We start from the raw sequence: 21137 nt of genomic DNA, 5'->3' as shown, positions 1-21137 counted from the left end.
TACATACTAAAAACATGAAACAGATTTTAACGATTGCAGGTTCAGATTCAGGTGGCGGGGCTGGCATACAAGCGGATATCAAGGCGATTTCCGCAAATGGCGGCTTTGCTACGTCCGCGATTACCTCTGTTACGGCACAGAATACGGTGGCAGTAACCGACGCATTCGATTTACCTATTTCGCTAATTGAAGCACAGTTGGATGCAGTCTTCACAGACTTCGATGTAGCCAGCGTCAAAACAGGAATGCTCTCCTCGTCGGCGATTGTTGAAGCGGTTGCTGGGAAGTTGAGAGAATATACACCGCCTGCCATCGTCATCGATCCGGTGATGATCTCCAAGAGCAAATTCCCACTGTTGAAAGACGAGGCGATTGATAGCCTCAAAACGGCGTTGATTCCACTTGCGACGGTGATTACACCTAACGTCTATGAGGCGGAGTTGCTCGCACAGCAGGATATCCGAAACATAGATGACGCAAAAAGTGCCGCAGAAACAATTGCTGGACTCGGTTGTCACGCCGTCCTCGTCAAAGGTGGACACCTTACCGGAGAAAACGCAACCGATGTGCTTTATTGCAACGGTGAATGGTCTCTTTTTGAAGCGGAACGCGTTGAGACAGAAAACACACACGGCACAGGTTGCACTTACTCGGCGGCTATAGCGACGCAGCTGGCACACGACAAGGATTTAATTGATGCTGTTAGGATCGCAAAGGCGTATATTACCGGTGCCATTCAGCACGCCTTGGACATTGGACATGGACACGGACCGACGAACCATTTTTTTAGAATGTAAGGAATCGAGGTTGGAAACCCCTCCTACAGGATTACAACGGTTGTCGTCCCTCAAATCCGTCCTCAATTTCATGCCAGTAGCGGATCTTATTTTCATTGATCCGCCAACAGAGATAGACCTCCCTACCGTCACGGAGGTGGGGGAAATCGACTAATCCGGGGTCAAGCCCTTTCAGATGGCAGCCGCGCGCCGCAATCCGTTCTAAAATTTCCTCAAAGTCGGCAGTTGCTTTAAGGAGCGCGGGAGTGTGCTTACTACCACCGTTAGAAGAGACCACCTCCAAGAGTGGCGTGATTTCTGCGTGTAGTCCTGCAAGCAGGTTTCTTATGGCTCTTAACTGTGAAATCTCATCAACTAATTCAGGGATACATTGGTTGGCTTCTTCAACCGTAAAATATCGCTTTTCTTGCATCTTAAGTCCTCCTTTCTGCTATTGTTTCTCTAAATTTACACAAATTTATGCGAAATGTCAAGCAAGTTTAAAAGTCGCATAGCGTAAAGACAGCCTAATTGTTTTTATCAAGGTCATAGCCGTCAGCCGATAACTATCTTAACTGAAAACTGATAACCATTTAAAAAAATGGAAAATGAAACGAAATCCACAGCGCAACAGAATCAGAACGTCCCCCGTGCAGTCGGAGTCGTCAGCATTGCTGTGATGGTGTCCAGATTATTGGGCCTCGCCCGCGAAACGGCGATAGGTTACTACTTCCCTTCAAAAACAAGTGCCGACCCGTTCTACCTTGCGTTCCGTATACCGAACTTCCTACGCGATATGTTCGGCGAAGGCATCTTGAGCAAGGCGTTCATCACCACATTCCTCGCAACAGAAGCCGAAGACGGTGAAGAAGCAGCGTGGAATCTTACGAACCGCATCTTTAATCTGGCATTCCTTGTCCTAATCGGTATCATAGTACTCGGCATCATTTTCGCCCCCGTTGTCGTCGATGTGTTGGCACGAGACAATTTCGATAGGAATTTAGACAATATCGAACACTTCGGATTTGACAGCAAAATTGAACTGGCAATTTATCTCACGCAGTTGATGTTTCCGTATCTACTCTTTGTGTCATTTGCGGCAATCGCTATGGGATTATTGAACAGCAAGGGACGGTTCGGTATTCCAGCATGTGCGTCCACCTTCTTTAACGTGAGCTCCGTTGCTGTTGGCATAGGCGGTTACTATTTGTTTCCACTGGTAGAGATTCACCCCGTAACGGGCATGGCTATCGGTGTAATTGTCGGCGGCATCGCTCAATTCCTAATTCAGGTGCCGTCTATGTATCGCGTCGGCTATCGGTACCGTCCATTATTGAGTCTGCGAGATCCGAGAGTGCTTCAAGTTATGCATTTAATTGGGCCCGCTGTGTTAGGAGTCGCGGCGGTGCAGGTGAATCTACTGACGAACACGTTCTTTATTACCTCAGATTCCGGATGGTTGACGTGGATTACCAGAGCGTATCGCGTTATGCATCTCCCTATCGGGATATTCGGTGTTGCGATTTCAACGGTGGCACTGCCACAACTCGCGAAACTCGTAGCAGCCGGAGAAACAGAAAATTTTCAGAACGCCCTCTCTTATGCCCTCCGTCTAATGCTTGTCTCAACAATTCCCGCTGGCATCGGACTCATGGTCCTGTCAGAACCGATCTGCCGTTTGCTTTACGAATGGGGGGCAACTCTCGAAGAGGACACAATCGAAACGGCGGGACTCCTATTTGTCTATGCGTTTGGTCTATGCGGATTTTCAACCCTCAAGATTGTTACAGATGGGTTCTACGCCCACAAAGATATTCGCGCGCCCGTCATTGTCAGCATTTGTGCCGTTGTGCTCAACATCTGCCTCAACTATCTGTTTATCTATCGCGGACTCTTCTTGGACCCACGCGCTGTGGTATTCTCAACGGTCCTGACCGTAACACTAAATTGTGCCGTTTTACTGTTATTGCTCCGCCGCAAGGTTGGAAGATTAGGGTTGCGCTCGGTTGTCTCGCTAACGCTCAAAATCTTGATTGCCTCAGCAGTGATGGGGTTTGTCTGCTGGTTGACCAACGGAGTCATTGAAATTGATTGGCTCGGCACAGTAGGCATCATTCCACGCGCTGTTGGGGTATTTGCACCAATCGGATTGAGTCTGTTCATACTCGCGGGGATGTACAAACTTCTGAAGGTCACCGAATTCGACGATATTTTAAATATATTCAAACAGCGATTTGAAAACTAACCCGTTTTTCATAGGAGGCTACTTTGCTAACGAAACGGATAATCCCATGTTTAGACGTGCGTGCCGGAAAGGTCACCAAAGGCATCGCTTTTCAAGGCAATGTCGATGTCGGCGACCCAGTTGAGATGGCGCGGTTTTATTACGAAGGCGGTGCCGATGAACTTGTTTTCTACGACATCACAGCAAGCAATGAACGGCGCGATATTATGATTGATGTCGTCTCTGCTGTTGCCGCTGAAATCTTTATCCCCTTTTCCGTCGGGGGTGGGTTGCGGACGCTTGAAGACATGCGTCGTGTTCTACTCGCGGGTGCTGAGAAGGTGAGTATAGATTCCGGTGCCGTGCGGAATCCTGAGATCATAGCGGAAGGCGCACGAGCGTTCGGTAGCCAGTGTGTCGTGTTGAGCATGCAGGTAAAGCGAGTTCCGAAAAGTGAGCAGATCCCAAGCGGTTATGAAATTTACATAGACGGTGGGAGAACACCCGTCGGTTGGGATGCACTGGAGTGGTCAGCACGAGGTGTGGATTTGGGCGCAGGCGAAATTGTCGTCAATAGCATCGATGCAGATGGCACGAAAGCCGGATATGAGCTCGAATTGACAGGTGCAATCGCCGAGTTGGTGCCGGTGCCAGTAATCGCCTCTGGGGGGGCAGGAAACCCACAGCACCTGCGGGATGTTTTCGTCGAAAGCAATGCCGATGCCGCGATTGTCGCCTCTATCACACACTACGGCGAATTCACGATTGAGAGCATCAAAACCTATCTAACGGATGAAGGTGTGAGCGTCCGTGATACATGGTAGAATAGCCGTCAGCCATCAGCAGTCAGCAAAGAGGTTTTTCTGTTAATCAGAAACCTCTTGTTACTGACGGCTGAAAGCCGACAGCCGAGAGCCAATTTATGGAGGAAATATGAAACCACAATTACCTGATTCAAGAAATGAAAACATTTTAATCCACGTTAACGGTGAACTCCTACCCCGCGAAGACGCGAAGATCTCCGTGTTCGATAGCCTCGTTCAAGGCGGGGACGGTGTATGGGAAGGCTTGCGTATCTATAACGGAAAAATCTTCGCGCTGGATGAACATCTGGATCGGCTCATGGATTCTGCGCACGCCATGGCATTCGCAAACATCCCAACGCGCGACGAGGTCAAGAAAGCGATCTTTGAGACGCTTGAAGCCAACGGTATGCGAGACGGCGTTCATATCCGCCTAACGCTCAGTCGCGGGAAAAAGGTTACCTCCAGCATGGACGCACGCGTCAATCAGTACGGGACCACCTTAATTGTGCTTGCAGAGTGGAAACCGCCTATCTATTCAAAGAGTGGCATCCGTTTAATTACCTCAGCAATCCGACGGAATCCACCGCAGTGTGTTGACTCCAAGATTCATCACAACAACCTAATCAATAACATCCTCGCCAAGATTGAGGCGAATGTCGCTGGCGTGGACGATGCGATTATGCTCGACATTCACGGATACGTTTCAGAAACGAACGCAACAAACATCTTTGCTATAAAGCGCGGGCATGTGCTGACACCACATGCCGATAGCTGCCTACCCGGAATTACGCGGGGCACTGTCATCAGCATTGCTCGTGAGGCAGGTATCCCACTAACAGAACGAAATGTCTCATTGACCGAGATTTACACAGCGGACGAGGTCTTTACGACCGGCACTGTGGGTGAACTAAGTCCGGTCTTAGAGGTTGATGGCAGAAAAATTGGCGACGAAGACATCGGTCCCGTAACGACTCGGTTACAGGAACTTTATGCAGAACGGACTACCAACGAAGGCGAACCTTTACCGTAGATGCAGTTTGACAATTTATACGGGAATATGGGTTGCCCATTGTCCCAACAGTGGCAAAAAGTGCATCCAAGAACGTGTATAGATGAGTTATACAATGGAGGACAACGAATGATAGATCTGAATAATGTTTTGAAGAATTCAGCTCCCTTAGAAATACATGCACATTGGGACCCAATTGCCGATGCGACTTACGATTTACACAAAAAATTACCAGAAAACGCTGAGCTCTTTGATCTGTCACCAAACGAACCTACCAGAGAATATAACGGAGAGGCTTTCAACGCCTTTCTCCCATCGTCAAATGTGACGGTAGGGGACGTATGGGAACTGGATATGGATAGCGTTATCCCGTTTCTTTCCCAATTTCACCCGGGGGCTACAGGAAAGTTACGGCACGGGCAGAAAGGAACTTTCGCCTGTTTACGCGCACTTTCGCCGGATTATGCAGACATCACGTTCCGAATTCATGCGGAATTTACTTTGGCAACCCGCCACAAACCCGGATGGAAACCTGGCACTCACGAGCATTTGATAGACGAAGCCCGTTTTATTCCATCACAGTTTGCAGGACGATTACGCATTAACTTGAAGACAGGCACTATTTGCGACTTTTCGCTCGCGCTTCCGCCGCGCAATAGCAATGTAGACATCAATGACTTTGGGCATGCTGATATGGTCTTCGTGCCGCGCATGGAACTTCTTGCCACTTCGACAAAAGCGCGGGATGACATTGAGTGGGAAAATTCCATCACGGTCGAAGCAGCACGTAAAAGATTGGAATTGAAGTTTTACAAATTCGCTGAAATTAACTGGCTACCCCTTGAAGAAGCAGTCGCGGAATCCGAGACGACACAGCGTCCGATTCATGCAGTCCTTGCTTGGGGTCCTTTAGACGATGAATCCTGCTGAGCGAACGGTAAAAACTTGAGAGCGGGTCCGCTCTCGAATTCAGAAGTCATAAAAACGCTCAACGAGAATTTTGTAAATACTTGGGTAATGCCGCGTGATTTGCCAGAACTTATAGAGGGTTCAAAAGGGGAACGCGTCAGTCTTTTCGCTACGTCCCTCAAAGATTATTACGCCTATCCAGTGGACATTCAGATCCTGAATCCTGAAGCCACAGTCATTATGCACCAACCAGATAGCAAATTCCCTCACAACAATCGAGCGCAAGGATATCTCACACTATTAGCATACGCGTTGGAAGAGAAGCCCTCACTGGAATCAGACGATCCCAGTTTGCGTCAGCAGTTGATGGAAGTTTCAAACACCTTCCGCGCGCCCGGAGCCGGCTATCAGAACTATACACCCATTGAGATTGATGCTACGTCATTTGAACAGGGTGGAACCCTTATCATTGATATAGAGGTAGGCGAAGGTGAGGCGACAGGTTCGTTCGATTTGTATGACGCTGACGTTGAACTGCCGACAGAGGGATTTCCGAACGACGCACTGGCTTCAGTATGGGACATTCCGCCCAGGGTCACCGGACAAATGATTTACCGATTCCCACACGGACAACAGTTCAAGTTAGGGGCAACGGGTAATTGGTTTTGCGAGAAGGGAAGTACCAACACTTTTATTGTACGCGTTTCCGTCGTGCCAGCGGAAACAAGAGAAGCATCGTCGTAGGGTAGTTGGGTCAAGCAATCTAACACCGCACTAAACCCTTAAATCGAATTTTCGTCAAATAGGCAATTAATTTCCTAAGAATTGATGGCAAAATATTAAGGTTCAAAGGATTTTCGATCGCACAAAGCGTTTCAAAGCACTGTCTTTGAATGGAGGAAACCATGCGACATCCTCACCGTTCCTATTTCCTTGCCACTGTTTTTCTGTGCCTACTGGCTTCCTTCAATACCGGTTATGCAGATCATCCGAGTGATGCAGAGAAGGTAGAATTTTTTAATTCTCAAGTAAAGCCTATTCTCCAGCAGAACTGTTTCCAATGCCACGGTGGTGGAGCTGAAGTAGAGGGCGGACTCCAACTGACGAGTCGGGAAAAGATTCTGGAAGGCGGAGATTATGGTGCTGCGGTGTCGCTTGAAAGCCCTGCCGATAGTTTCCTACTTGAGATGGTCGGTTACGGTCAAGAAACAGCACAGATGCCCCCTGATGGGAGGTTAGATGACACCTCTCTTGAGATTCTGGCGAAATGGATCAACATAGGACTCCCTTATCCGATTCAAAATACCAACGTCCAACCCAAATCTAAAACTGCATCGGATTATTGGGCATATCGTCCGCTGAAACGACCCCAAGTGCCGTCAGTGAATGCATCCGATTGGGTCAACAATCCGATCGACGCGTTTATTCTCGCAAAGCTCGAAGCACACGATTTAACCCCCGCCGCACCCGCCAGCAAACTGACACTGATCCGTCGGGTATACTACGACCTCACAGGATTACCGCCCTCGCCAGAAGCAGTGGAAGCGTTCCTGAACAACACATCCCCAGACGCTTATGAAAAACTCATTGATAAACTCCTGAAGTCGCCACGCTACGGTGAAAAGTGGGGACGGCACTGGCTCGACCTTGTCCGTTATGCCGAAACCAATGGCTATGAAAACGATTCAGACAAGCCCTATATATGGCGATACCGTGATTACGTTGTCAACGCCTTCAACAAAGACAAACCGTACGATCAATTCATCAAGGAACAACTGGCAGGTGATGAACTTGATACCGTAACCACAGAGACCATCATTGCGACTGGGTATCACCGACTTGGTGTTTGGGACGATAGTCCTGCTGATCGGAAACTCGCGCGGTATGATTATCTTGACGATATTGTCTCAACAACAGGACAAGTGATGCTCGGTATGACAGTCGGTTGTGCCCGATGCCACGACCATAAAATCGACCCGATTTCCACGCGGGATTACTATAGTCTACTCGCGTTTTTCCATGATATTACGCCCAACAACCGCGGTCCTCTTGCCGATATTGGCACGCCGGAGCAGCAAGCAGTGCGAGATAAACAACTCGCTGAAAAGCGACTCGCAGAACAAGAAGCACAGGACAAACTCTTCGAGATACAAGAAATCATCAAAATCGAACTCGCTAAAAATATTTCAGAGGAGATAGTACCTGATGCGCCAGTGTCCCCGATGCGTGATTTGACATATCGCTTCTATCGAGACACCTTTGAGCAGTTTCCTGATAATTTTGATCTCCGTGAACCTACTGCCGAAGGGAGATTGTTTAGCAATCTATTCTCACTCGCACCCGCCAGTAGAAAGAAAGACATCTGCTTGGTTTTTGAAGGAACGTTACAGGTACCAGAAGAGGCGACTTATACATTCCATATTGATCTGCAAGGCACCTGTAGATTGATTCTCAATGGTTATAGAGTCGCCGAATTGATCGGTGAACGAGATGTCGAAGTTGCGCTCACGAATGGTGAGGTGTCGATTCGTCTTGAATACTTCAACAAAGATATCGATAAACCGCAACTGACTGTTTCGTGGTCAGGGTCGAGTTTTGAGAAACAGCCACTCTCAACAAATGCTACAGTCAATTTTGATGAGTTGCTAAAAACACATGCGGAACTTATCGAAACGAACGAATCGTTGAAGGCGTTAGTAGATCAACAGAGGGAGTTGAAAAAACAGCGAGATCAGCGGCGGCGACAGCGCGTGCCTTACGATCATCAGGCGCTGTCGGTTTCAGAGAGTAAGCAGACACCGACGCACATCTTGCGACGTGGTAACCCGCACCTTGTCGGACGCGAGGTTAAACCGGCATTTCCCGAAGTGTTGAATCCGCCTATTGTAGACATACCGCCTGTTCCAGAGGACGCAAAGTCATCTGGGAAACGGCGTATCCTCGCGGAGTGGGTGACGAATGCTGAGAACCCACTAACAGCACGCGTGATGGTCAATCGTATCTGGCAACACCACTTCGGACGTGGCATTGTCCAATCAACGAACGATTTTGGACAACTCGGCACATCGCCGACACATCCCGAACTTCTCGACTGGCTGGCATCTGAATTCATCGCGACCGGTTGGCGGTTAAAAGCGATGCACAAACTGATAATGACCTCAAACGCGTATCGGATGTCAGCACAGAGCAATGCGAGATGTATTCAACAAGACGCAAACAATGACCTCTTTTGGCGATTCGACATGCGTCGCTTGACTGCAGAAGAGATTCGGGATACAGTACTCTGGATCACTGGAAAACTGAACCTTAAAATGGGAGGACCGAGTATTTTCCCTGAACTACCGAAAGAAGTGTTGGCGACATCCTCAAGACCGAGGAGTGTTTGGGGGCAATCACCACCGGATGAGGCAAACCGCCGAAGCGTTTACGTAAAGGTTAAACGCTCGTTGCTCGTCCCAATCCTGAACCAATTCGATCAGGCAAACACCGATTCGACCTGTCCAGTCCGTTTTTCGACAACGGTGCCAACCCAATCGCTGACAATGCTCAACGGGAAGTTTATCAACGACCAAGCACTCGCTTTCGCCAATAGAATGCGGTGGGAAGGTGGTGTGGCAGTCGAAGACCGCGTGCGATTTGGACTTCGGCTTGTGCTGTGCCGTGAACCTGAGTCATCCGAAGTGCAACAGGCATTAACCCTCATGCAAGAACTTCAACAACATGAAGGCGTGAGTCCAGAGGTTGCACTGGACCGATTTGCGTTATTGGCGTTGAATCTAAATGAATTTATCTTTTTGGATTGATACAACCCGTTTTCGTTTCTACAAAATAGAAACACTAAAATTGGAGATACGGTAATGGACAATCTACCTAAGACCAAGAGAAAAACAAATTCAAAAGGGGATTTCTGTGGTCAAACCCGTCGGGAATTTATCGGTAATATTGCCGGTGGTTTCGCATCGCTTGCACTGACCGGACTTCTATCCGCTGACGGTTTTCTCGATTCACAAGCCGTCGCGGCAGACGGTGTAACGCCCTATCTCAATCCACTCACGCCAAAACCGTCACACTTCACGCCGAAGGCAAAACGCGTGATTTTCCTGTTCATGTATGGCGGTCCAAGCCATGTTGACACCTTCGACTACAAACCGACGCTGTCCAAACTCAACGACAAGACCGTTCAAGTCAAAACGAAAGGACGCGGCGGTGAGAGATCGGAGGGACGCATCGTCAGCCCAAAGTGGGATTTCAAACAACATGGCGAATCGGGACAGTGGGTCTCAGGACTCTTTCCGCATCTTGCAACCTGTGTTGATGACATCGCCTTTATCAAGTCAATGACTGCAGACTCACCACTGCACGGTTCAGCGATGCTGATGATGAACGCAGGTCGCGTGTTGAGCGGTCACCCGTCGCTCGGATCTTGGGTGAATTACGGGCTTGGCAGTGAAAACGAAAATCTTCCGGGATACGTTGTAATGCTTGACCGAACGGGGGGTCCCATCAGCGGTGCTAAGAACTGGAGTAGCGGATATATGCCCGCTGTTTATCAAGGCACAGTTTTCCGTTCAGAAGGTGCCCCGATACTGAATCTGGAGCGTCCGAGTGACGTGAGTGAAAGCGAACAGCGCAGGCTCCTCGACTATTTGCGCCAATTTAACACAACCCATCTCTCCAAACGCACCGACAACACTGATCTCGCCGCTCGAATTTCGAGTTACGAATTAGCCTACAAGATGCAGTCTACCGCACCGGAAGCAGTCGATTTGAAAAGCGAACCGGAACATATTAAAGCACTGTACGGGGTCAACGAAAAGGAGACGGAGGAATTTGGCACGAAATGCCTTTTAGCGAGACGGTTGGTTGAGCGTGGTGTTAGGTTCATTCAGCTTTACTCCGGTGGTGCCCATGGCGACGATAATTGGGATGCACACAACGACATCGAGAAAAACCACAACAAGCACGCCAAAGCGACTGATAAACCGATTGCCGGGCTGCTGAAAGACCTCAAACAGCGCGGACTACTCGACGAAACACTCGTTGTATGGGGCGGTGAATTCGGTCGACAACCGACAGCAGAGTACGCCAAGGGGACAGGTCGTGACCATAACTCTTACGGCTTCACAATGTGGATGGCTGGCGGCGGGATCAAGGGCGGTATCAGCGTTGGTGAGACCGACGAACTCGGTAGCGCGGCGGTCACAGATCCATTTCATGTCAGGCATCTGCACGCGACAATCCTCCATCAACTCGGAATTGACCCGAATCGACTCACTTATTTCCACAGCGGGTTAGATCAGAAACTTGTAGGTGTTGAGGGTGCGGAACCAATTTGGCAGGTGATGAGTTGAAACTGGACATGAGTGGAATTAGGAAACAGATAACTCCCCATCACCTATTCAAATCTCAAGACGGACAAAGGCGAGGTACGCCCCCGACATAAGCACACCAAGGAACAACACCAACAACAGTAGATCCGTCGCCGCTGTGTTGACATCACGGTTGAGGCTGAGTGTGTCTTTAAATTTGGGAATCGCCTCTGGACTGACAGACTTCTGCGACATACCCTCCTGAATCCCAACGACATGAAGACTTTCTGGATCTGCTCTATCGGTATCAATAACGAATTCTCGGTACTGACGGGCGTAACGCTGCACATTCTCAATAAATTGCAGATGCCGTTCAAACCCCGTTCCGGCAAAAGATTCAAAGAGGCGTTGCGTAATCGCTGTCGGTGAAATACGAGTTATCGCACGCGCCCGTTTCCCTTGTTCAATCTGCTGCTTCAAATATGTTTCGTTGAAGCGTTCGTATGCTTCTGCTTCTGTGGTGACATATTCGCCGAGTACGTGCACCGGTGGCGGTGTCTGTGAATCTCCATATTTATCCCGATATGCGTCGCGTGCCTCGTTTCCGAGTTGAATACGCTGGCTCCAAAACTCCATGTATGCGATGGGTACCGAGGTTCGACTGCCGATAGATGCCAACGTATTCGGTACAAATACCACAAAACTTACCCAGATTAATAACAGCACGACAAGACTTACACCACTCTCTCGTACTGCCGCGGAGATTAGAAGCCCCAAAGCGATAAAGAGACATGTATAGAGGATAACGATACCGTACAAGATGCCTAAACGTCCCCACGCCTCGGTGTTGAGTTGTACAGCGTCTGAGGTAGAAATCAGGAGTAGGTTCATCAATACCGCAACGGCGAACGGAATATTAATACTGATGAAGGTGCCTAAAAACTTGCCGACCAAGACAATGTGCCGCGGGATAGGGTTTGCCAATGTCAATCGCAATGTTCCGCGTTCGAGTTCGCCGGAAATTGAATCAAAGGTGAAGAGAAGCGCGATGAAACTCAGTACATAGCCGACAATGAACGCCCAATCGAGTGTTGTAAAATCGGGACGAATGTTAAACAGATGGGGTGTATCTTGTGGGTATATCATCCGCCAGACAGGTCTCACATTGGCGATGGCAGGAAAGAAATTGCTGCCCCCGGCGTGTGTAGGCAGAAAGGCTTCGTCCCCTTCTGCACAAAAACGGAGGGGTGAAGGTGCTTTGTGTAAATCTCCGGGGCCTTCTGCTGCCAGGCGATATAAGCTGGTGCTACGTGCTTCTAATGTCTTTGTAGCGTTGGCAGCGGCGTTGTGATATGCTTGTGCGCGCGCTGGGTGTTCGCGCAGATACAGGATCGCGTTGGTCAGCATCAATGCTAACACCAACACCGTCGCCAATGCGAAACGGAGGCTATTCAGATTGTCATAGAGTTCACGCTTTGCAATATGCCACATCTTATTAGTTGTCAGTCATCAGTACGCAGGCTGCGCCTGCTTTCAGTTGTCAGTTAAGAGTTTGTGGCATTCAAAACTTACGGAACTGCCGGAGGTTTAACTAATAACCGATAACTGAAAGCGAACACAGTGAGCGTACTGACAACTATTCTACACCTCACTTTTAATAAAAATAAGAACTATCAACATAAACAGGACGAGGTTACAGATCATCAGTAGGAACATGTCCGGTAGTGCCCGTTTTGCATTTGTTCCAACATCGCTTCTTTGAAAAGTGAACTGCGGGAGTGTGCTCCAATCGACGGCACCTTTATCGGCGATAAACCACTCTCTTGACGACATCGCATCTTTCGCGTAGAGATAGTCAATCACAACTTTTCGGTAACGTCGCGCTGTATCGAAAAAATCTCTGAGGCCAGATAGGTCAGTCCCTGCCCATGCCTGCGTCGCAGCGTCATAGATACCTACGGGTGAGAGTTTCAACAATATCCTATCAGTTGTGGCTTGTCGGACGTAAATTTCATCAAGTGCCTGCTTGCGGACGCGCCACGCCTTTTCTACTGTTTGGGTAACCAACGGTTCAACGAAATTGTAATACCGCTTAGCGACGGGAACGTACTTCTCAAAGTCCGGACGAATTTCTGAAATAACACTCATATTTTCAATATAAGTCATCAGGGTTACTGGATCCACATCCGCCTGGTGATAAAATCCTAACGCCTTGCTGAATTCCGATGTCTCGCCAGCGATTCCCTCTTTTTCAAGGAACTTTTGACGTTCCCGCTCGTATGTATCTAAAATCTGTTGAATCTGGTTCTGGGCAGTCTTCACACGCGCTTGGATGTCACCTCCAGGATTAACAGTTACCCGAATCAAATTCGGATACACGAGTACCAAAAACCCCCATACAAACATCGCGAGCATGAGGGCAGTGCCGGTTCTACGCGTCGCTACGGAAATCAGCAATCCAATGAGGTAAAACAGCGATAAGTACGCAAACGATGTAAAAACAATCCCGGCGATGCGGAGAAAATCAGCGATTGACAACGGAATCGAACGCGTTAAGAACAACAACGCAAAAAGCAGACTCAATATCAAAGGAACCAACAGACACGCCATCGCACTGATATATTTCGCAAGTAAGATCTGCCCACGTCCAATAGGCTGTGCGAGAACGAGACGTAACGTGCCGCGTTCACGTTCCCCCGCAATTGCATCGTAAGCGAATATTAACCCCATTAGGCTGAGGATAACCTCAAAGACAAAGACAATATCAATTGAAGAAAAGAAAGCGATAAACGGGTTGTCCGCGCCGTGCATTTGGGCATCCCAGAGTGTCGGCATAAATCCGTGATAGATACCGATGAGGTTTCCCAAACGTTTATCTAATCCGATATTGAAAATACTCAACGGATTCGGTGCCCGGTCAACGAACAGATATGCAGTAGAATAGGTTTTGGAATTGCGTAGGTCCTGACGATGCATTTTGACGGCATCATTGTAACTCTCCAAACGTTGTTCGTAATCTTGGACAAGCACGACTGTATTTGCAACAACGAGCAACAGCGTGATGAGCAATACCGCTGCGAAACGGAAAGTCATTAGATTGTCAAGCAGTTCCCTACGAATGAGTGTTTTAAGCATTTTGTATCACACTTCAACGCGCACAAACGCAAGATACGCCCCCGATAGAAGCACTATAACAAACAGCGTTAGCAACAGCAGATCCATCGCCGCTGTGTTAAAATCATGACTCAGGCTGAGCGTATCTTCAAATTTGGGAACAGCTTCTGGACTGACAGGTTTCCCTGACATGCCTGCACGAACACCTAAAAAATGAAGGCTATCTGGGTCCTCTCTATCGGTGTCAACGATAAATGTCCGGAACTGTCGGGCATGAGATTTGGCGTTCTCTAAGAACTGCAGATGTCGCTCAAAACCTGTGCCAGCGAAAGATTCAAGGAGGTGCTGCACAATCGTAACAGGTGAAAAACGGGTGATAGCACGCGCCTTTTTGACTTGGGCAATCCGCTGCTTTAAGCGTTCTTCGTGCAGTTGTTCCTGCCCTTCCGCGTCTTTGGTAACGAACTCGCCTAACAATTGTAATCTTTTTGTTGAATCCTCGCCGGCATCATGGATACGAGCACTATATTTCTTGTCAAGTTCATCGTGAAGTTGACTGGAGCGTTCCGAAAATCCAAAAGTAGGTCTGGGCGATGAAGAGCCACCCGCGATAGACGCGAGGGTGCTCGGCATAAAAACCACAAGTGTGACCCAAACCAATAGGAGTATCACAAGACTCACTGCACTCCGCTGTACACGCGACGATACTAACAAACCTAACGCCAGAAATAAACACGTGTACAGGAGCGCGACACCAAAAATGATTCCCAAACGGCTCCATTCTCCCGCACCGAGATGGACATCACTCGATGTAGAAATTACGAATAGATTCACCAACACAGCAATGGTAAACGGGATGTTGATACTTATCAATGCCCCCAAAAATTTGCCAATTAGCACGGTGTGCCTTGGCACAGCGTTCGCCAACATTAGTCGTAAGGTGCCACGTTCGCGTTCGCCTGAGATTGCGTCGAAGGTGAACAGGAGTGCGACGAGGCTTAAGACGTAACCGATGATAAAACCCCAATCTACTCTGGTAACATTTGGACGGATATTCCGTAAATTAGGGGTAACCGATGGATACTCAAGCATCCAAAAACTTTCTAAGTCACCGTCCCCCCAACCCCAGCGCCCATACCTACTCGCCACATATTCTGATAAAAACACCTCACCGCCCTCTGCACAGAAATGGAGTCGAGACGGCTTTTTGGAGAGATCGACAGGCCCCTTTCGTGCAAGTTCATATAAACTGTTCTCGGCATGAGACTTTAAACGATTTTGATGTTCAGCAACAGTATCTCGATATTTCTGTATCCGCGCCGGGTGTTCTCGGAGATGTATAATCGCGTTGGTCAGCATTAATCCGAGCAGCAACATTGTTGCAAGCGCAAAGCGGAGGCTATTCAGGTTATCGTAGAGTTCGCGTTTTGCAATATCCCAAACCATTCTACACCTCACTTTTGACGAAAATCAGAAATATTACAACGAAAAGTATGATATTAATCATGAATAATAAACATACATTTGGCAGTGCGCGCATTGCATTCGTGTTACTATCAACTCTTTGATAGTCAAATTGTGGTAGGTCGCTCCAATCCGCTGCCCCCTTGTCTGAGGAAAACCACTGTCGCGATCCGAATGCCTCTTTATCGTAGAGATAGTCAATTACCTGCTGTCTATACTGTCTTGCAGCGTCGAAAAAATCTCTGACACCATGCAAGTCCGTACCTGCCCAGGCTTGCGTTGCGGCATCATATACCCCTACGGGCGAAAACTTCAACCAGATTCGCTCAACCTCTGCTGGACGAACGAAAATGTCTTCAAGTGCCGGCTTTCGTATGAGCCATGTTTTTTCTGCTGTATCAATAATTCTCGGACCGAGGTAGCGGAAATGTTTCCGTGCGTGAGGGATCTTGGGTTCATCTTCCTCACCAAACCCTTGGAAGTTCATCATACTACGATATCGATAGAAGAGTGTGGGGCGACTACCTAATAAAAAGGCGGAACGAGATCCCCACCCTCTGAGTTCATAACCCCAATCTTCCCCTGGAAAATCGTCGGTGGCAAGGAAGTGTTTGCGTTCTCTGTCGAATTCGTTCCACATCTGTTCTATTTGATTGAAAGCGGATGCCGTGCGCGCCTGCGGAGCCTTGGGCTGTGGGATCACAGTGAGAATCACATTTGGGTACACCAGTACCAAAAATCCCCACACGAACATAGAGAACATCAACGCTGTACTCGTTCGGCGCGTCGCAGCCGAAATCAATAATCCAATGAGATAGAATACGGAAAGATACGCAACAGAGGTGAAAATAATACCACTAATGCGAAGAAAATTGTCAGTATTCAGAAAGACGGAGGAGGATATCGTTAGTAAAATAAGCGAGAGGAGTAAACTTATCGCTAACGGGACAATTAGGCAAATCATTGCGCTGATGTATTTCGCAACCAATATATTACCGCGTCTAACCGGATGCGTCAAAACTAAACGCAACGTTCCATTTTCGTATTCTCCCGCGAATGCATCGTACGCGAAAAGTAGTGCTAACAGACCCAGGATAACTTCAAAGATAAAAATAATATCCATTGAAGCAAACATATCCATAAATGGATTAGAAGATCCATGCATGTGGGCATCCCACAGTGTTGGAACGAATGAGTGTGATACCCGAACCTGATTTCCGAGCTGCTTATCGAACCCGACATTGAAGATGCTTAGAGGGTTAGGCGGACGGTCAACGTATAATCTTGTTAGCCCTGAAGAATAGGTTTTTTTCTCATGGAGTTGCCGTTGATGCATTTCGACAGCGGCGTTGTGGCCAGACAACCGTCGCTCATAGTCCTCTATGAGCACAACAGTATTCGCAACAACAAGTAGCAGCATAATGAAAACTGCTGCCGCAAAACGAAATGTCATTAAGTTATCAAGAAGTTCTCGACGGATCAGTGTTAGCATCGTGAAATTTACCCTCTACAAGTTTACCAGTTCCCCGCTTTTTCAGCAAATGCAAAACGCCTTCACCAGCGAAGTCTCAAACCCCGCCAGCAAGCCTTAGAGTACCGATTGGTAGCACCAATATATTGTAACCCAACCTTCCGCTTTTTCTTCATTAACATGCGTTCGATGTCCGGTAAGGGGTCATATCCCATAAGAGAATGGTGCCATCAAAACTCGCACTTGCCAAAAGCGTGCCGTCTGGTGAAAAGGCGAGACATTGAACATCTGTCGGATGACCAGGAAGTGTGGCGAATTTTTTCAGAGTGGGGATATTTTCCCCTGTGTCAACTTTCCACAACTCGATAGGGGCTTTCTCTCCAGCATACCACCAAGAACCAGAGGCGAAATATCGACCACAAGATGAAAATGTTAGCGCAAACGGCTGCCGACATTCGTGAGGTGGAAGTATCGCCATGAGGAGTTCATAATTTGTGGCATCCCACACCCGAATCTCGTTGTGCATTCCACCAACAATAAAACTTCCACATGGTGAAAAAACAACCGCTTCCAGTGTGATAGGATGATAGGCTGTGTCTCCTCTGATGTGTCTGTTACGCTGCAACCGAAGTTTACGCTGTTTTTGCTCTGCATCCCCAACATAGTTTTCCGATTCTAAAGTTAAATCAAAAGGTGTTAATGGAAGTGTACCAATCTCTTCGCCAGAATCAACATCCCAGATCCGAGCGGTTCCGTCGGCTGAACCACTTACCAGTCGTTTTCCATCTGGATCAAAGGCTAAGGATCGAATTAAATCTGTATGTCCCACCAAAGCCGTTTGTTTTCCTTGTGTATCCCATACATATAATCCCCCGTCTGCATCCCCACTCGCAAAAGACTCACCCGCGGGGGCGAAGGCAAAGGTCCGAACGAATTCTTGATGTCCAGCAAAGGTCGCGATTGTTTCGTCGGCATCAACATCCCATACAAAGAGTCTGTTTTTAATGCTACCGATAGCGCGGATACTACCCGTTGGTGAGATATAGACGGAACGAATTTCTGTATTCGGACGAGCAATCAATTGCTGTCGTCGTTTCTCGGCAATATTCCAACAGGTCGTCCCAGCAGAGTCAACGCTCACCAAGGTCTGCCCATCCGGTAAAAACGCCACGAAGTGTGGATAGTGAACTTCTCTGGAAATCGAAGCGGCAGCGCGAGGATTCTCCGTATCCCACACTTTGATCTCTCGTTCAGTTGCGAAAATCAGAGCTGGTTTCAATCTCCCACCAGACGGTGATTTCTCAGTTAAAAAGCGTAGAACATCAACGCCCCCACGAGAATCAAAAGTATTGAGTTTCTCATCGGTTTTCACATCCCAGACGGTGAGCGTGGATTGATGCACACCAGCAGCAAGAAGGCTTCCTGACCCTGAGTAAGTCGGCGTTATCCGCCGATATTCAGGATATGACAACTCCCCCATCCAGGTACCTGCGGTAACATCCCACTCTCGCAAGGTGCCACCAGATAAATCACCTGCGGCAAGGTATTGTCCACACGGCGAAAAGTTAAGCGCATATACCCGTGCCGTATGTCCTCTCAGGGAAGCAATCTGTTCACCTGTTTCTACATGCCACACCGAGATGAAATCGGCGATGCCTTCACTATCCGCGGGCGTTGGACAGGCAAGGAGCTGCCCATCATCAGAAAAGCAGAGAGGACGCGGAACACCCCCTTGCCATCGGACTGTTATGTTCGGGTCGGCTTGGAACTCGGCAATCTGCTCTCCTGTTTCGGCATGCCAAAGATGAACGATACCGATAAGCGGCTCAGAAGTGGCGATGTACTGACTGTCATTGGAAAAGACAACCCGGCTCAGTCTCGATCTAAATCTAATTTTTGAAGTTTCAATCCGGGTAATGCTTTTCCCTTGATCAACGTCCCATACCTTAAGGGTCTGGTCACGGTTGCCAATGGCAAGCCATTTGCCATTAGGAGAAAAATTGAGGCGGCAACTCATCCCACGCTCCGTTTCCCACAAATCGATCGGAGTCATCGTTGAGAGTTCATACAACCATACTCCGATACAGGTGGCAACGACCAGCGTCTTCCTATCTGGCGAAAGCGCGAGATCTTCCACATATCCGCGTCCCAATCGAGCAATTGCTCCATCAGGTAACGCCCACGTGTTAACATTCTCATTCATTCTGTCTGCTCCTTGTGCATAAATCCATGGATTTGGGTGTTCCATTCTCTCTGTAATGACGTGCAAGCCACGCCTAATAGATGACCATTAAATGGAAATAGATACGTTGGTAGGTGCGCGGTATAAACGCGTGGATAGGTAAAATAGGATTACAAAGGACTGGTAAAAGAGCGGTGGGGAATGGTAGGAAATGGTGGGCTTACCTGGAGTCGAACCAGGGACCTCGCGCTTATCAGGCGCGCGCTCTAACCGTCTGAGCTATAAGCCCACGAGGAACGCCTTAAAAAAGGAGTTTCGTTTTTGTTTGCCAATAAGCACTATTAAGTATACACGCTAAAAACAGGTTTGTCAAATTAATTTGTTAAAATCTGGTTTTGATGACTCCCCACGTTGTTGCTAACTTAAGACGAGGCGAGACGGGACGAACCTTATCAATATCGGCGATACTTTCGACAACAACCATATTATCAAAAAAACTGACACCGCCGGTAATTCCCATCATTCCGACAGGTCCCGTTTTAAACGTATCATTGTCAACTTCCACAATAGGCTTTTCCTTAAGGTGCCAATCCGCGGGCGGTAACTCTTTCTCCCGTTTTCTTAGATACATCTGATGTTGTCCGCCTTTCATAACCAGTCGATGGGTATACCACACGTTGTTCTCGTTGGGAAACTGCCCAGTTCCAAGGAGTGCCCAAGCACCAGCTTTGCGTGTATAAATCTGAATATTCGTTCCACCAGTGCGACGAGTGCCGTGAAAATGAGATTCAGCACCCTTAAGTCCACCTTCCACTCTGTAAATTGTGCCGACAAAACTGTCATTTTCCCACATCCAGTCAAAGTCCCAAATATAATCCCGCCACTTTTCTCTTCCATCAACTATCGGGATGTAAAGCCCAATACCAGTAGTTTTAGCCGCTTTGTTGCCGGGGTCAGCAGGGTCCTTTTCAATAAGGATTCTTGAGTTGCCAGAGTTAAAGTTGAGGTGTTCCCATCTTGATGGCTCCTCGCCAATTCTATCCTGTTCAAAGTCATCGACAAAAAGAATCTCAGCGTTTACGATGCCGAATGCCGTTAAGAAAAGCAATGTTACGACAAATACCTTCGTTTTCACTTTATTTCTCCTTCGGTTGTGTCAGTAGATTAAGCACTAACAAGAAAAATTGGGAAACAGAGGAATTAAGACTTAAAATTCTCTTCTTGCGAACAATTTAGAATATAAAGGAAAATCGGATTGGTCAATATAGCAAAAGGCTTGCTGTATCCTAAAGAGAAAGGTCCTTGAAAGTTAAATAGTTTGTGTGCGTGTCTTGTAAGATTCAGAGCGTGAACATAAGCACTGTGTGAGAGTCCTTATGTTAATGCTCCTTAGAAAGGAGGTGATCCAGCCGCAGGTTCCCCTACGGCTACCTTGTTACGACTTCGCCCCGGTCATCGGTTTCATTTTAGAAGGCTCCCTCCCGAAGGTTGGGTCACCTGCTTCGAATGCTACCAACTCCCATGACGTGACGGGCGGTGTGTACAAGGGCCGGGAACGTATTCACCGCGGCATGCTGATCCGCGATTACTAGCGATTCCAACTTCATGCAGTCGAGTTGCAGACTGCAATCCGAACTGGGGTCGGCTTTTTGGGATTTGCTCCACCTCACGGTTTGGCATCCCTCTGTACCGACCATTGTAGCACGTGTGCAGCCCAGGGCATAAGGGCCATGCGGACTTGACGTCATCCCCACCTTCCTCTGGCTCGTCACCAGCGGTCTCTTTAGAGTGCTCAGCATTACCTGATGGCAACTAAAAACAGGGGTTGCGCTCGTTGCGGGACTTAACCCAACATCTCACGACACGAGCTGAC

The 21137-nt window shown here is 48.2% G+C and carries 15 protein-coding genes, 1 tRNA gene and 1 rRNA gene; 8 read left to right on the top strand and 9 right to left on the bottom strand.

The window, feature by feature from the left end; translation table 11 throughout:
• The first annotated feature begins 14 nt into the window (after window positions 1-14).
• On the top strand, window positions 15-797 hold the full coding sequence (thiD, locus tag OXH39_02175) for a bifunctional hydroxymethylpyrimidine kinase/phosphomethylpyrimidine kinase (protein MCY3549237.1): 783 nt from the start codon (window positions 15-17) through the stop codon (window positions 795-797).
• Window positions 798-828: 31 nt separating this feature from the next.
• Here the strand turns inward: thiD and OXH39_02170 are convergent, their stop codons facing one another.
• Window positions 829-1209 (bottom strand): DUF2203 domain-containing protein, encoded by a 381-nt coding sequence (locus tag OXH39_02170; protein ID MCY3549236.1) that lies wholly within the window; start codon window positions 1207-1209, stop codon window positions 829-831.
• 168 nt (window positions 1210-1377) lie between these two features.
• On the opposite strand from OXH39_02170, the gene murJ reads away from it, so the two are divergent.
• The 7 genes from murJ to OXH39_02135 all read left to right on the top strand — a co-directional run bounded on the left by murJ (window position 1378) and on the right by OXH39_02135 (window position 11075).
• Window positions 1378-3021: a murein biosynthesis integral membrane protein MurJ gene (murJ, locus tag OXH39_02165; GenBank protein ID MCY3549235.1), complete on the top strand. Its 1644-nt coding sequence runs from the start codon at window positions 1378-1380 to the stop codon at window positions 3019-3021.
• Between the two features lie 23 nt (window positions 3022-3044).
• On the top strand, window positions 3045-3824 hold the full coding sequence (hisF, locus tag OXH39_02160) for an imidazole glycerol phosphate synthase subunit HisF (protein MCY3549234.1): 780 nt from the start codon (window positions 3045-3047) through the stop codon (window positions 3822-3824).
• Between the two features lie 109 nt (window positions 3825-3933).
• The gene (gene ilvE / locus OXH39_02155; protein MCY3549233.1) at window positions 3934-4836 is read left to right on the top strand and encodes a branched-chain-amino-acid transaminase; all 903 of its coding nucleotides are present in this window, start codon (window positions 3934-3936) and stop codon (window positions 4834-4836) included.
• Window positions 4837-4944: 108 nt separating this feature from the next.
• Window positions 4945-5745, top strand: coding sequence for a hypothetical protein (locus OXH39_02150; GenBank protein ID MCY3549232.1), 801 nt, complete (start codon window positions 4945-4947; stop codon window positions 5743-5745).
• 87 nt (window positions 5746-5832) lie between these two features.
• A complete protein-coding gene (locus tag OXH39_02145; GenBank protein MCY3549231.1) occupies window positions 5833-6468 on the top strand; it encodes a hypothetical protein in 636 nt (211 codons plus the stop codon).
• Window positions 6469-6629: 161 nt separating this feature from the next.
• Entirely contained in the window at window positions 6630-9527 is a 2898-nt protein-coding gene (locus tag OXH39_02140; GenBank protein MCY3549230.1) for a DUF1549 domain-containing protein, read from the top strand.
• 54 nt (window positions 9528-9581) lie between these two features.
• A complete protein-coding gene (locus OXH39_02135; GenBank protein ID MCY3549229.1) occupies window positions 9582-11075 on the top strand; it encodes a DUF1501 domain-containing protein in 1494 nt (497 codons plus the stop codon).
• A 48-nt stretch (window positions 11076-11123) separates the two neighbouring features.
• Here the strand turns inward: OXH39_02135 and OXH39_02130 are convergent, their stop codons facing one another.
• From OXH39_02130 to OXH39_02095, 8 genes are all read right to left on the bottom strand, one after another.
• Window positions 11124-12524, bottom strand: coding sequence for an ABC transporter permease subunit (locus OXH39_02130; GenBank protein MCY3549228.1), 1401 nt, complete (start codon window positions 12522-12524; stop codon window positions 11124-11126).
• Between the two features lie 150 nt (window positions 12525-12674).
• On the bottom strand, window positions 12675-14168 hold the full coding sequence (locus OXH39_02125; protein ID MCY3549227.1) for an ABC transporter permease subunit: 1494 nt from the start codon (window positions 14166-14168) through the stop codon (window positions 12675-12677).
• A gap of 6 nt (window positions 14169-14174) precedes the next feature.
• Complete coding sequence (locus OXH39_02120; GenBank protein MCY3549226.1) at window positions 14175-15593, bottom strand: ABC transporter permease subunit; 1419 nt, start codon at window positions 15591-15593, stop codon at window positions 14175-14177.
• Window position 15594: 1 nt separating this feature from the next.
• Window positions 15595-17103 carry an ABC transporter permease subunit gene (locus OXH39_02115; protein ID MCY3549225.1) on the bottom strand — a complete coding sequence of 503 codons (1509 nt, stop codon included), beginning with the start codon at window positions 17101-17103 and terminating at the stop codon, window positions 15595-15597.
• A 154-nt stretch (window positions 17104-17257) separates the two neighbouring features.
• Window positions 17258-19285, bottom strand: a complete 2028-nt coding sequence (locus OXH39_02110; protein ID MCY3549224.1) for a WD40 repeat domain-containing protein — start codon at window positions 19283-19285, stop codon at window positions 17258-17260.
• Window positions 19286-19476: 191 nt separating this feature from the next.
• Window positions 19477-19553 (bottom strand) — tRNA-Ile (locus tag OXH39_02105).
• A 93-nt stretch (window positions 19554-19646) separates the two neighbouring features.
• Entirely contained in the window at window positions 19647-20399 is a 753-nt protein-coding gene (locus tag OXH39_02100) for a hypothetical protein (GenBank protein MCY3549223.1), read from the bottom strand.
• A 258-nt stretch (window positions 20400-20657) separates the two neighbouring features.
• Window positions 20658-21137, bottom strand: a 16S ribosomal RNA gene (locus OXH39_02095); the annotation flags it as partial.

Source organism: Candidatus Poribacteria bacterium, assembly GCA_026702755.1.
Taxonomy (GTDB): domain Bacteria; phylum Poribacteria; class WGA-4E; order WGA-4E; family WGA-3G; genus WGA-3G.
Note: the sequence above shows the minus strand (reverse complement) of the source record. Positions and strands in the feature narration are given on the sequence as shown.

Bases quoted from the DNA above. Each gene is read 5' to 3' on its own strand.
- thiD (MCY3549237.1), top strand. From the start codon at position 15: ATGAAACAGATTTTAACGATTGCAGGTTCAGATTCAGGTGGCGGGGCT.
- OXH39_02170 (MCY3549236.1), bottom strand. From the start codon at position 1,209: ATGCAAGAAAAGCGATATTTTACGGTTGAAGAAGCCAACCAATGTATC.
- murJ (MCY3549235.1), top strand. From the start codon at position 1,378: ATGGAAAATGAAACGAAATCCACAGCGCAACAGAATCAGAACGTCCCC.
- ilvE (MCY3549233.1), top strand. From the start codon at position 3,934: ATGAAACCACAATTACCTGATTCAAGAAATGAAAACATTTTAATCCAC.
- OXH39_02150 (MCY3549232.1), top strand. From the start codon at position 4,945: ATGATAGATCTGAATAATGTTTTGAAGAATTCAGCTCCCTTAGAAATA.
- OXH39_02145 (MCY3549231.1), top strand. From the start codon at position 5,833: ATGCCGCGTGATTTGCCAGAACTTATAGAGGGTTCAAAAGGGGAACGC.
- OXH39_02140 (MCY3549230.1), top strand. From the start codon at position 6,630: ATGCGACATCCTCACCGTTCCTATTTCCTTGCCACTGTTTTTCTGTGC.
- OXH39_02135 (MCY3549229.1), top strand. From the start codon at position 9,582: ATGGACAATCTACCTAAGACCAAGAGAAAAACAAATTCAAAAGGGGAT.
- OXH39_02130 (MCY3549228.1), bottom strand. From the start codon at position 12,524: ATGTGGCATATTGCAAAGCGTGAACTCTATGACAATCTGAATAGCCTC.
- OXH39_02125 (MCY3549227.1), bottom strand. From the start codon at position 14,168: ATGCTTAAAACACTCATTCGTAGGGAACTGCTTGACAATCTAATGACT.
- OXH39_02120 (MCY3549226.1), bottom strand. From the start codon at position 15,593: ATGGTTTGGGATATTGCAAAACGCGAACTCTACGATAACCTGAATAGC.
- OXH39_02115 (MCY3549225.1), bottom strand. From the start codon at position 17,103: ATGCTAACACTGATCCGTCGAGAACTTCTTGATAACTTAATGACATTT.
- OXH39_02110 (MCY3549224.1), bottom strand. From the start codon at position 19,285: ATGAATGAGAATGTTAACACGTGGGCGTTACCTGATGGAGCAATTGCT.